At 39.2% G+C, this 12587-nt stretch carries 11 protein-coding genes; 7 read left to right on the top strand and 4 right to left on the bottom strand.

Going from position 1 to position 12587, the window contains the following annotated elements:
• The first annotated feature begins 14 nt into the window (after positions 1-14).
• Genes BW961_RS20555 through BW961_RS20545 form a run of 3 tightly spaced genes read left to right on the top strand, consistent with a single transcriptional unit; the run spans position 15 to position 3626 of the window.
• Complete coding sequence (locus tag BW961_RS20555; protein WP_068591444.1) at positions 15-1340, top strand: glycosyltransferase family 2 protein; 1326 nt, start codon at positions 15-17, stop codon at positions 1338-1340.
• 44 nt (positions 1341-1384) lie between these two features.
• Positions 1385-2485 (top strand): acyltransferase, encoded by a 1101-nt coding sequence (locus BW961_RS20550; RefSeq protein WP_068591446.1) that lies wholly within the window; start codon positions 1385-1387, stop codon positions 2483-2485.
• Between the two features lie 4 nt (positions 2486-2489).
• Positions 2490-3626, top strand: a complete 1137-nt coding sequence (locus BW961_RS20545; RefSeq protein WP_068591597.1) for a glycoside hydrolase family 18 protein — start codon at positions 2490-2492, stop codon at positions 3624-3626.
• A gap of 70 nt (positions 3627-3696) precedes the next feature.
• Here BW961_RS20545 and BW961_RS20540 read toward each other — a convergent pair whose 3' ends face one another.
• Complete coding sequence (locus BW961_RS20540; protein ID WP_068591448.1) at positions 3697-4407, bottom strand: peptidylprolyl isomerase; 711 nt, start codon at positions 4405-4407, stop codon at positions 3697-3699.
• A gap of 176 nt (positions 4408-4583) precedes the next feature.
• Here BW961_RS20540 and BW961_RS20535 point away from each other — a divergent pair, with 176 nt between their 5' ends.
• A complete protein-coding gene (locus tag BW961_RS20535) occupies positions 4584-5513 on the top strand; it encodes a hypothetical protein (RefSeq protein ID WP_068591449.1) in 930 nt (309 codons plus the stop codon).
• A 21-nt stretch (positions 5514-5534) separates the two neighbouring features.
• On the top strand, positions 5535-5903 hold the full coding sequence (locus tag BW961_RS20530; RefSeq protein WP_068591451.1) for a hypothetical protein: 369 nt from the start codon (positions 5535-5537) through the stop codon (positions 5901-5903).
• Between the two features lie 88 nt (positions 5904-5991).
• On the opposite strand, the gene BW961_RS20525 is transcribed toward BW961_RS20530, so the two are convergent.
• Positions 5992-7272 (bottom strand): ArsB/NhaD family transporter, encoded by a 1281-nt coding sequence (locus tag BW961_RS20525; RefSeq protein WP_068591453.1) that lies wholly within the window; start codon positions 7270-7272, stop codon positions 5992-5994.
• 213 nt (positions 7273-7485) lie between these two features.
• On the opposite strand from BW961_RS20525, the gene BW961_RS20520 reads away from it, so the two are divergent.
• The gene (locus BW961_RS20520) at positions 7486-8229 is read left to right on the top strand and encodes a GTP pyrophosphokinase (protein WP_068591455.1); all 744 of its coding nucleotides are present in this window, start codon (positions 7486-7488) and stop codon (positions 8227-8229) included.
• A 578-nt stretch (positions 8230-8807) separates the two neighbouring features.
• Positions 8808-10754, top strand: coding sequence for an endonuclease MutS2 (locus BW961_RS20515; RefSeq protein WP_068591457.1), 1947 nt, complete (start codon positions 8808-8810; stop codon positions 10752-10754).
• 121 nt (positions 10755-10875) lie between these two features.
• On the opposite strand, the gene BW961_RS20510 is transcribed toward BW961_RS20515, so the two are convergent.
• Together BW961_RS20510 and BW961_RS20505 are read right to left on the bottom strand one after the other, a co-directional pair.
• On the bottom strand, positions 10876-11361 hold the full coding sequence (locus BW961_RS20510; protein ID WP_068591458.1) for a GAF domain-containing protein: 486 nt from the start codon (positions 11359-11361) through the stop codon (positions 10876-10878).
• Positions 11362-11604: 243 nt separating this feature from the next.
• Positions 11605-12384 carry an alpha/beta hydrolase gene (locus tag BW961_RS20505; RefSeq protein WP_068591460.1) on the bottom strand — a complete coding sequence of 260 codons (780 nt, stop codon included), beginning with the start codon at positions 12382-12384 and terminating at the stop codon, positions 11605-11607.
• Between the last annotated feature and the right edge of the window lie 203 nt (positions 12385-12587).

Here is a 12587-nt window from a genome sequence, read left to right as displayed (position 1 = left end):
AAAGGAGTGAGTCCATGCAGTACTTTTTTTACTTATCTACATTTATTTTTATTGGTTTTCAAATTATTTACACGATTATCCCCTTATTTGCAAGTAAAGTTAAGCCATTAAATATCGATCTTTCAGAAAAGACGATCTCCGTTCTAGTACCTGCTTACAACGAGGAGCTAACCATTAAGAATTGTATAGATGCAATGGAGGGCTTAAATTACAGCAACTATGAAGTCATCATCATTAATGATGGTTCAAAGGATCAGACGCTTGATAAATTAAACGAGCTTTTAGATCTAACCATAAGTGATCGAGAAGCAGATGGTAAGCTTACCTATGCGGCGATTAAAGGGATATATCATTCGGAGAAATACGACAATATTTATGTAATCGACAAATTCAATGGAGGAAAGGCAGATTCCCTCAACGCCGGTATCGATTGTGCAAATTCTGATATTGTTATTACGTTAGACGCAGACAGCATGTTAGAGATTAATTCGCTTAAATATGTGAATCAATATTTCCATGATGACAAGGTAATCGCATTAGGTGGTACTGTCAAAATCGTACAAGGGGCTGAGAAGAAGGACGGCGTTATCCTAGATAAATTTACGGGTAAAGGCATTATTAAAAGCCAAGTTATCAGTTACATACATGGTTTCTATTGTAGAAAACTAACACAATCTGCATTTAATTCAATTGTTGTTATTTCAGGGGCATTCGGTGCTTTTTATAAAAGTATCCTGGTTGACGTAAACGGGTTTAGAAGCACGGTAGGGGAAGATATTGATATCACCCTCAAAATTCATGAGTACATTAAGGCGAATAACTTAAATAAGAAGCTTGTCTATGCACCAGAAGCAGTATGTTACACGGAATGCCCAGAGAATATAACGAACTTCTATAAACAAAGAATACGTTGGCAAAAAGCCTATGTCGATTGTATTCTAATCTATTGGTCCAAATTATCACGAAAGTTTAGTTTTGGAGTCAGCATCTTTTTTGCGATAGATGGATTTGTTCTAGGCACACTAACGGCATTTACAACGATTTTTTATCTCATACAAGCATGCTTTCTAGGTACAAACTTATCGCAAGTGATCATCCTTATGTCGTCGGTTCTTCTCATTAATGCGCTACAAATTGGAGTGTCATTGATCCTATGTAAAAAGTACGGAAGTAATTATTCATTAAGAGATTATATTCGTATGTTTGTCTTTAGCCAATTTGAATTACTGACTTATCGAAATTTGCTTCTTTATATGAATATCGTAGGCACATTTAAGTACTTTGACAACGACGAGGGCTGGGGATTCGTTGAGAGAAAAGGCGTTTCAAGCATCAGTTAATTCCTACTTTAAATATATGAAAACTACGATTACGGGAGGTTTATATGAGTCATATACTAAAAGATAAACGAATTATTTTCATAGATATACTAAGAATATTGTCCATCGTAGCCGTCATCATATTGCATTACACGGCGGACTTGCTTACAAGGACAAATGATTTCAATACAACATCATGGTGGATCAGCAATTTTTTTAATTCCATCTCGAGATTTGCCGTTCCGGTGTTTTTTATGATTAGTGGCTCGATGATTCTTAGAGTTGAAGTGAAATCATACCGACATTTTTATTTGAAAAAAGTGCTTCCTTTAATCATTTCATTACTTAGCTGGTCCTTAATATATGCCATTTACACGCAATACTTTATTCTGAAGAGCGGTATGAGTGTTTATGGGTTTCTCGTTCATTTTGCAAATGGTTTGATATACGATCGAAATTATGTTCATTTATGGTTTCTTTATGCCATCATTGCGATATACATAACTGTTCCATTAATTAGTAAGCTAGTAAAAGCGTGCAGTGAAAAGGATTTGAGGTATTATCTACTGTGCTGGTTCTTAATAAGTGTGGTATATAAATTTATCTCTGACGTTGTATTCCGAGTAACCTCTGAATATATCAGTATACCCATAACGAATATCCCTTTATTCATGGGTTATCTAGGTTATTTTATATTAGGCTATTATCTCTACAACTATCAGATATCGATTAAAATTAAAAATATTTCCTTTAACTTAGGCATCATATCTTTTTTTATAACACCAGTAGCTACGTATTTTGCATCCTTTTATAGTGGCGTGCTAGATGAGATGTTCTACGGAAATTACTCGATCACCACATATTGTATGGCTGTAGGAATATTTATTTATTTTCAAGATAAAGAAACGGTTATTAGTGAGAAGCTTAATTATAAAGTCAAAAAAATAATTAGTTCGGTCTCGAAAGCGAGCTTTAGTATTTATCTCATTCATTTGTTAGTGGAGATACTTGTATCGAAGAGAGCAGCGATAGAAGCGAATTTATTTGAAACCACATGTAGCCTTATCTTTAATGTAGCGGTTATTTTCTCAATAAGTTATGTCACGGTTAAAGTTCTAAACCTAAATAAATATGTGACACAAGTGCTATTTGGAGGGAAAAGTTAACATGATCAAAATAAGTCTTTTTACAAAAGCCTTCGTAGCTCTATTAGTTGTAGGTATGGGAATCTACTTCTACGATACTATTTATTCAGACAAGAAGGTAACCTCCGTGTACATACCCATCTGGAAAGACTTTAAAGATATCGATTTAAAAGGGAAGAACGTCGATATCGCTATTATTGCCTTCGCCAAAATCGATAAAACAAATATATATTTTGATCTAGACCCTGCTAAAAATGAGGTCATTAAAGAAAACATAAAGAAGCTACAAGAAAACAATAAAAAGACGAGCTTTATACTGGGCGTTGGTGGTTATAAAGCAGATGGGTTCTCCGATGCTTCCATGGACGGGAATCGGTACTCTTTTACTGAAAGTATTCTCGCTATGGTGAAAGAATTAGATCTAGATGGGATCGATATAGACTGGGAGTATCCAGCTTTTGATTCGTGGAATACGACGAAAGCTAGCCCCAAAGATACGATTAACTTTACCAATCTGATGAAAGAACTGAAAGAAAAATTGGATAGACTCCCTCGTAAAAATAAAAATTATTATTTGAGTTTTGCTGCTGGGAACGAAGATTGGTATTTCAAAAACGTTGAGGTTAAAAAAGTAGAAAAGTATGTCGATTTCATTAATGTCATGAGTTATGACTTAACGGGAGCTTGGTCAGATACGACAGGATATAATTCGAATTTATTCTTAGACAAGAATAAGAAGAGCAGAACAAGCGTTGATCGTATTATTAACTTATATTTAGAGCGTGATATTGATCCTAGCAAGCTGCTATTAGGAATTCCCGCGTATTCTTATGGATGGGAGAATGTGAAGAGCGCCACGAATGAGGATGCTGCATTTGCCTTAGGTAAACCGATCAATATCGATAAGGTAGATTTAAGCTACAAGACGATACAAGAGAAGTATGTAGACCAAGGTGGATTTAAGCGGTACTTTGATGATACAGCGAAGACAGCCTTTTTATATGATGGTAATACGTTTATAACCTATGAAGATGAAGAAGCCCTGGAGGCAAAAGTTAAATATGTTAGAGATAACAAATTAGCTGGTGTCATGGTATGGGAGTATTCTCAAGACTCCGACGATGGGATTGTAAAGTATTTAGCGGATAACCTGAATAAGTAACACAATCAAAGAGACCGCGTGATCCTTGTGACAGGATGACGCGGTCTTTTATGACAACAAACAGAGTGGTTTATTTCTCAGTAATCTTAACATCTTGAATCTGAACCTTCTCGGTTGGGGAGCTCACTTCACCGCTCATACCTGCTTCAACAGGTGTAGCAGCAATCTTATTCACGACATCCATTCCGTTCGTGATTTTACCGAAGATGGTGTAGTTAGGCTGACTGTTTAGGAAATCACTATCTGCACCAGTACAGATGAAGAATTGGCTTCCATTTGTATTCGGTCCTGCGTTAGCCATAGCTACAGTACCTGGCTCATATTTATAGGTAGTCTTCTCATCTTCGAATTGATATCCAGGTCCACCTGCACCAGTACCTTGTGGATCTCCAGTCTGTATCATGAAGGTCTCAATAATTCGATGGAAAATAACGTCGTTGTAGAAACCTTGTTTAGCTAGGAACACAAAGTTGTTGACGGTCTTAGGTGCATCCTTAGCATAAAGCTCGATAGTGAAAGTCCCTTTGTTCGTTGTAACTTCAGCTGCATAGGATTTCGTGCTGTCGATCTCCATAGCTGGAGGGTTGTCCCAACTCTTTGTTGTTTGAGTAGGTGTTTCTTCTGCTGGTGGAGTCTGCTTGTCAGGTGTTGTTTGTTCTGTGTTACTTCCTGTTGTTTGATCGGTTGCAGGCTCATTGGTCGGCTTGTTACCACAAGCACTTAACAATAGAGCAGCAGTAATAAGCGTAATTAACGGCATGAATACATGTTTCTTTTTCATAAATACGTGTTTCACTCCTTTATATCAAATATCTTGTATTATCATATCGATATTTCGACCAAAAATCTAGTTCACCTCATGTGAGTTCTTCTAATTACCAAGAATTTGAAACTTGTTGAGGTGTAATAACGTTTAATATGATTATGGGGATAGGGTTGCAATGGGAGGGATTGCTCATGTTTCATGAATTAAATGTACGTCTGGCTGAAGTGAAAGAGAAAGGTCGTAGCTACAGAAAGTGGGATAGGCGTCTTGAGGATCTCGGGCTTGCGTTAGAACAGTATGAGCGTGAAGCAAATAACTGGGAACAGCGCCTACAACGTGAAGAGCAGGAAGTAGAAAGACTGACAGGCATGACATTATTTAATCTGATCTACAGTATTATAGGCAAGAAGGAAGAAAAGATTGAACGAGAACAGCTTGAAGTACTTGAAGCTAAGGTGAAATATGATGAAGCGCTACGTATGGTGAAAGATACGACAGACCAAATACATGACGTCTCGCAAGAACTTTCACATGTCAGAGGTTGGGAAGTGGAATACGACGCAATCATAAGAGAAAAAGAACAATCCCTCCTACACAGTAACAAGGAGCTTATGGCACTTGTTGACCGACAAACGGATCTGCAACTGACTCAGAAAGAGTTGAAGGAGGCCATCCAGGCGGGTAATTCAGTCATGGATAGTCTGAAGAGTGCATCTGATGGACTTCAGAAAGCTAGAGACTGGGGAACTTATGACCTACTTGGCGGGGGGATGATCGCCACCCACATCAAGCATAACAATATTGATGAAGCCATGGCGTATATTCATGATGCTCAAAGGGATTTGAGCCTATTCTCGAAAGAACTAAGAGATGTCCAGTTGAGCGCATCGATGGAGATAGATATTGGAGATTTCCTTAGATTTAGTGATTATTTCTTCGATGGATTTATTTCAGATTGGATGGTTCAAGGTAGAATTAATGATACACTGGATCAAGTGGAAGATAAGGCATATGCAATAAACGAGATACTAAGTCAACTAGACAATGAATATGAGAAGCTTGAGTCTGAATTAATGACTGTAAATCTTCATTATACAATGGCTCTTGAGCAAGCAGAATAGAATATACGGAGGTAAGCATATATGAGTTTTTTTGATAAATTGAAATCAGGGGTATCGGAAGCTGGGAATAAAGCCAAGGTAGCTGTAGAAATTAATCGACTGAAGATGCAGAACAGTTCCAAACAAAGAGAAATATTAGATCATTATCAGGAGATTGGACGCTCAGTATTTATGTCATTAACGAATGAGAATCAGTCACTTAATAATGATCATCTTGAACCTATCATCCAGCAAATAATATCATTGAAGGAAGAGATTCAGAGAAATCAGGATCAGATGGGGTTTGTTGGGGATGAGAAAGATTGTGCCTGTGGCCAAAAGGTTACGATGGAAGCTCGATATTGCCCAGCATGTGGGCATGCATTTGAAGTTATTGATATCGGACAGTAAAGTTAACTCATTAGCGATTAGTTAAGATATAAAAAAGCAGGACCATTAACTATGATGGTCCTGCTTTTTTCATATCATAAAATATGAATTAAATTAAATACCGCAGATAGATATATATCGTTGAAATGATAATGGACAGAATCATAAGCGGGAATCCGTATTTAAGAAATTGTACAAACGAAATCGGTTGCCCTTCTTTGGCAGATAACCCAGCGACAATAAGGTTTGCACTGGCACCGACTAACGATCCGTTTCCTCCGAGACAGGCACCTAACGCTAGGCTCCACCACACAGGTTCTAGATTACTTACGCCCATAGAACCCATATCCTGAATTAGGGGAATCATGGTAGCTACGAAGGGGATATTATCTACAAAGGCGGAGGCAATGGCACTGAGCCATAGGATTAGCATGGACGTTGAAGCTACATTTCCACCGGTCAGAGCCATAGCTTGTTTGGCTAATGCTGTTATAACCCCCGTCTCAATCAATCCAGATACGAGTACGAATAACCCTACGAAGAAGAATATGGTGGTCCATTCAATTTTAGCAAAAGCCTTCTCTAGGAAATGTTCTCCACTAAGAAGAAGCAATAGAAAAGCTCCAGTCAAAGCAATGGTAGCCGATTCTAAATGTAGCATCTGATGTACGAAGAATCCGATCATCGTAAGTCCCAGCGCTGATAAGCATTTGATAAGTAACGTACGATTCGTGATGACTGCTTTTTCATCCATGTCCATCAAGCTATGCATTAACTCGGGTTTTGTCTTCAATTGTTTACGAAATATGAGAATAAGAATAGGAATCATAACCAGCATAATGATGATAATAACTGGCGCTAGATTTTCAATGAAGGCCATGAAGGTTAGTTCCTTTACAGCACTTCCGATCATAATGTTCGGTGGATCTCCAATCATCGTCGCTGTTCCCCCGATGTTAGAAGCCAATATTTGAGAAAACAAATAAGGAAAAGGGTTAACTCGTAATTGACTTGTAATGCTAAAGGTAACAGGTACCATGAGTAGTACGGTAGTTACATTATCTAAGAATGCAGAAGCGAGTGCTGTAATAAGCGTCAGCGAGATAAGAATACGTATGGGGTGTCCTTTAGCTTTTTTAGCTGCCCAGATGGCTATGTACTTGAATAAGCCAGTCTCAGCAGTGATATTGACCATGATCATCATACCAATGAGTAGACCGAGTGTATTGAAATCGATATGGTGTAGGGCTGTTTCTTGATCAACAACACCCAAAATAACCATAAGAATACCGCCAATCATGGCTACGATCGTACGGTGTATTTTTTCAGATATAATAAATCCATACACAATTAGGAAAATACCAATAGCTAGAATCGTCTGATGTTCCATAAAGCCTCCTATAGTTGTCTGGTATATACTAACGACAATAACCTGATTATAGAGGATAATGAAAGGCACAACAAGGGAATTCCTATCATGTAGCTTCATGATTAGAGGCGAAATATGATATTAAGTTAGCCAGTGTTATACTGAAATGGAGATAGCTTAAGAATTTAATATGATGACTTATTATTAAGTATTTAGTTGGGAAGGAAAATGAATATGAATGCTCACAATCAAATGGAACGACTCAAACAGTTTAAGCATGATATAACGCGATTTATGATGGTTTACAAATTCGCCTTGGACGAAATGGAGACTAAAGTTGATATATTGAAGGAAGAATTTCAGTCTTTACATGACTATAGTCCGATCGAACACACGAAATCACGATTAAAGTCTCCAGAGAGCATTATGAAAAAGATGCTTCGCAAAAATTATGAATTAACATTTCCAGGTATAAAAAGTAATATTAAAGATATTGCGGGTCTTCGGATTACTTGCTCCTTCATCTCAGACATATATCGCATGCAAGAAATGCTCCGGAAACAAAGTGATCTCATTATTCTGGAAGTGAAAGATTATATAAAGAATCCTAAACCGAACGGTTATCAGAGTCTTCACTTATTGATTGAAGTCCCCGTATTTCTGTCGGATGGCGTAGAACATGTATGTGTGGAAGTACAGATCCGTACGATTGCTATGGACTTCTGGGCAAGTCTGGAGCATAAGATTTTCTACAAATATAATCAATCTGTACCTGAACGCCTTACGCAAGAGCTGAAAGCAGCAGCAGATTCGGCAAATGCACTAGACTTACAGATGGAGCGTCTAAATGATGAGATTCAGGAAATTAAGGATGCTCAAAGTGAGGATTCGGTGGATGAGTTAAGACGTATTATGATTAACAACCAACAATTTCACCTACCTGTAGATCTCTTGAAGCTACTTAATAGCGCAGACTAATATGGATTGTTAGTCGTATGACCCCCAACCCAGCATCGCATAGGTGCTGGGTTTAGTGTTTCGATGGGCGAATATCGTCGTGCCCATTGATTTAGCAGAGTGTTATTGGTAAAATGGTGTCATCCTAACCAAAGGGGAGAGATTTTGATGACGGGGTATGTTCTTAACTAATACAACTCCATATGGACTAATGTTCGATAAGAAAATTTCGCTCGATAGAGCGGGTTTATTTAAATATAAGAAATTATAAGTTCCAACTTATTCTTAATTCTTATATTTCTACTTTTCTTATGCGGTACAGAGGTCTTGGAATAGTTAAGAACACGCGAAGCATCAAACGGCGCCTTTGGCTGTTTATTTCTTTGTAAATATAGGATGAATGGGAGTTCCTCACTACCTCAATAGTGGGGAGACGTCTCAATCAGACTATACGCGGTCGTGCTCTTGGAGCACGACTTTTTTGCGTTTACATTTACATGAGGAGAAACAACTGGATTTGAGGGCAAAGAATGACGATATTCGTCTATTCTTTGCCCTCTTTTTTTATTATACAAAATCGAAGGAGGAACATGAATATCATGGATAAAGCAACTTTAAGTATGTTGGAGTACGGCAAGATGAAGGGGAATGTTATGGCATACGCAGTATCTTATGCGGGAAGGAAGCGGGTTGAGGAACTTCATCCCATGAATCAGATTAGGGCGATTAAGCGTGCAATGGAGGAGACAGATGAAGCAAAGGCATTGATTGAAAAAGGGGCTAGCATTCCGTTGCCTTCCTTAGAGGGGGTTGATTATGTTGTTTCTTTGCTTAATACAGGTTACATGTTCACGGAACAGGATCTTATGGCGATGTATACCTTTCTCAATAGTTGCAGCCAGTTGAAGAGGTATATGGCGAGTAAGGGGCATATCGCGCCTGTCATTAGTACGTATGCTTCTTCATTAGACGATCTTTCGAAAGTGAGAAGAGAGATTGAGCGCTGTATTCAATACGGTAAAGTGATGGATCAAGCGAGTAAGAATCTGGAGAGAGTTCGTAAGAAAATAGGTGTGAGTAAAGAACGTATTCAGAAAAAGCTAGCGAGTGTTCTATCCAGACACCAATCGATTCTTCAAGAGAATTTAGTGAGTATGAGAAATGGACGATACGTCATTCCAGTGAAGAAGGAGTATCACAAGCAGGTCAAGGGCGTGGTCTTGGATCAATCGACAAGCGGCCAAACGGTGTATATGGAGCCAGATGAAGTCTCGGATCTACAAGTTGAGATGTACATGCTAGAAGCAGATGAAGCAAGGGAAGAAGGAATTGTATTATATGAATTAACCCGGTTACTTGAAGCTGAAGTTGCAGCCATTCATCTGAATATTGAAGTCACAGGGACGTATGATTTCATTATTGCCAAAGCGAAGTATGCTTGGTCCATTGGAGGCGTGGCTGTTCAGTTGAATGATAGGGGGATCATCTCTGTTCAAGGAGCAAAGCATCCGTTGCTTCTACAGAAGATGATTCCGTTATCTGTTGAGATCGGACAGGGATATCGATCGCTTATCATTACGGGGCCGAATACAGGAGGTAAGACCGTTGCACTCAAAACAGTGGGATTACTCACGCTCATGGCACAATCGGGCATGTTGGTACCTGTGGATCCTGGAAGTGAGTTCGCTGTATTTTCCAATGTCATGACGGTCATTGGTGATGGCCAAAGTATCGAACAATCACTGAGTACCTTCTCAGCACAAATTCAGAGAATCACTCATATGGTAAGTGCTGCGGATCGTTCAACACTACTTCTGATAGATGAACTGGCAGCGGGAACCGATCCGGGAGAAGGAATGGCTTTGTCGATTGCGATTCTGGAAGAATTGAACGCCCGAGGTGCCTCCATGATGGTTACGACACATTTCAATGAATTAAAGAGCTTTGCATCACGAACTGCGGGATTTCAGAATGCAAGAATGGAGTTTGACGTAGAGACGTTAGAGCCGCTATATCGCTTAACCATAGGGGAGTCAGGTCAGAGTTATGCTATTGAAATTGCTAAGAAACTCGGGATGATCTCTGACATCGTCAAGCGATCACAGGAAATTGTCAGTAAGCAGCGAAGTCATGTCTCTGGTAACTGGGAGCAACAGGTATTCATTGAGGAGATAACGAATGAAGTCGAGCCTTCAGTTGAACCTTTGATCGTAGATAAAACCCATCGTGACGGTACCAAGAAGAGCACTGTTCCTGCGACTAAGTTTGAATTGGGAGATAGTGTTTATGTGAGCACTTTCGGAAGGACAGGAATTGTCTACAAGCAGGAGGACGCGATGGGAATGGTAGGTGTGATGATTCAGAAGCACAAGCACCAAGTGAATAAGAAAAGACTTCAATTATTTATGGATAAAAGCGAACTGTACCCTGATGATTACGATTTAAGCATTATTTTTGATTCCAAAGAAAACCGGAAGAAGAGAAGAATCATGGAACGTAGACACGTAGATGGACTTATGATTACTCGGGAACCAGGGGAAGAATGAGATGTTTATGGAGCGCATGAAGATATTTGCAAAAGAACAGCTATAATGTCATGAATATAGAGGTTGCCCCTTCGTTTAAGTTATTTGACGAAAAGGGGCAACTTCTTTTTGTTGAATTATCCTAGGATGACAGTTGAGCTGTCAGTATTTCTACGAACTTCTCTAGAAAGTGCTGATCCTCGCTGTCAAATCGGTTTTTTAGAGGACTATCCACATCTAGGACACCGTACAATTCTCCGTCTTTAATAATCGGAACTACAATTTCACTATTTGTGGCCCCATCACAGGCAATGTGACCGGGAAAAGCATGGACGTCATCGACAACGAGCGTTCGCATTTGCGAAGCAGCACCACCACAGACACCACGGTTTAATGGAATACGTATGCAGGCAGGTAGTCCTTGGAATGGACCAAGTACAAGCTCCTTGCCATCATAGATGTAGAACCCAACCCAATTAATGTCGTTCATAAATAGGTTGAGTAGTGCTGAAGCATTAGCAAGATTAGCGATGGAGTTAGGTTCATCATGAATAAGTGATTTTAATTGTTCTAACACGGCTGTATATGAACTGCTTCGGTCGCCCTCGTAGGGAATCGCTTGAAACATTACACTCCACCTTTCTTTTAACCACTGGTTAATTATAAAAGATAGTACAACGGAACCTCTCTCGTCAAGTGAAAATTACTTTTAAAGGAAAATGTAAAGATGGCACCCTTTGATCTTCACAACATCGAGAGAAGGTAGCACATTAATCAATTCATTCGTTCAAGACTGAGGAAGTTTAATATCACAAACAAACCTGACGATTACACATCTCGTCAGGTTTGTTTAAATGGGAAGACTTATTCATTAAAGTGGTTTACGCAATGGGAGCCATTTCAATACGTCCTGTATTTTGGTATCCCAATATCCCCAGTCATGCCCTCCGAGTTCTTCCTCATAAGTAAGATTGAGATCGGTACGAGCGCAGGCATCTCTAAATGTTTGGTTGTCTTCGTAGAGGAAATCTTCAGTCCCACAGCATTGATAGAGAAGAGGCTTAGGGCCATCTGCTTGATCACACTGCTGGAGCAAATGAAGAATATCATTATCTGTACCGCGGATATCCTTATCGCCAAAGATGTGAGTATAATTCACAGGGGAGTTGTTCATTTGGATATGATTAGCCATATCTAAGGCACCTGACAAGCTTGCAGCTGCCGCATATTGATCGGGTCGGCGTAGGGCAAGCTTCATCGCTCCGTAACCACCCATGGATAAACCTGCTACATAATTATCTTCTCTAGCTTCTGAGAGCGGAAAGAATGATCGAGCAATTTCAGGCAACTCTTCGTTGATAAAAGTCCAATAGCGATTTCCCTGAGCCATGTCTGTATAAAAGCTAAGATGAACCTGTGGCATCACAACAGCAATTCCAAGCTCAGCCACATAACGTTCAATAGAAGTGCGACGTAGCCAGACGGAATCGTCATCCGTCAGTCCGTGTAACAAATACAAAGTAGGATGCTTATCTCCTAATTTATTATTATTCATACCGATCTGTGTTCTCGTCTGTTGCGGTAGAATCACAGTCATAGAAGTGCTCAAACCGAGAACCTCAGAGTAAAAGTTACATTGGAATAATGCCATATTGGATAACCCCTCATCTATTATTTGTTAGTAATACATAGATTATAATTGAAATGACTGTAAATGAGCTAGCGATAAATTGCAGAATATGGTGCATAAAGGTTTGACTTGATCCGCGGATTGTTACTATAATTGTGATAGTTTAAAAGGTTCACAATGAATGACTATGAGAGATAGAATGGACAACTGAGTTTGTAATAATG

This window comes from Paenibacillus macquariensis, assembly GCF_900156375.1.
Classification (GTDB): domain Bacteria; phylum Bacillota; class Bacilli; order Paenibacillales; family Paenibacillaceae; genus Paenibacillus_AQ; species Paenibacillus_AQ macquariensis.
The sequence above is the reverse complement of the archived record's forward strand: the minus strand, read 5'-3'. Positions and strand labels throughout refer to the sequence as shown.